Genomic DNA, 472 nt, shown 5'->3' with positions numbered 1-472 from the left:
GAAGGTCGGAGGCTCGTCGAGCTGATCGGGGTCGCCCACCGTGATCGGAAAGCTGATGAGCGCGGTGTGGCCGTTCGGGTCGTCGGCCGAGGTGCCGTCGGTCACCCGGAAGGTGATGGTCGTCTGCCCGCGGAAGCCCGCCCGTGGGGTGAACCGGATCGCGTCGTCGCCGACCGCGATCGGCGAGCCGTCGGAGTTGGGCGCCTGGATGTCGGCGGTGTCGATCAGCTTCGGCGGCGTCTTGGCGGGCACGATCAGGATGTCGGCCAGCTTCCACGTCTTGGTCTGGTTCATGTCGACGTACTGCGGCAGCACCTTCTGGTTCAGGTACGGCGGCGGCACCGTCCGGCCGGTCTGCCGGGGCGGCACGATGATGAACGCGGATGCCGTGAGCCCGTCGGCGGGATTGGTCACCGTGTACGCGATCGCCGACCGCTTGTCGCCGGGCTGCACGGTCACCGTCTGCGTGGCC

At 69.3% G+C, this 472-nt stretch carries 1 protein-coding gene; it reads right to left on the bottom strand.

Annotation, left to right across the window (positions count from 1 at the left end; all coding sequences use genetic code 11):
• On the bottom strand, positions 1-472 hold a 472-nt coding region (locus KH893_RS11925), incomplete at both ends, for an Ig-like domain-containing protein (protein WP_281166293.1).

The organism is Liquorilactobacillus sicerae, assembly GCF_029916425.1.
Classification (GTDB): domain Bacteria; phylum Bacillota; class Bacilli; order Lactobacillales; family Lactobacillaceae; genus Liquorilactobacillus; species Liquorilactobacillus sicerae.
This window is presented reverse-complemented; position numbering and strand designations above follow the sequence as displayed.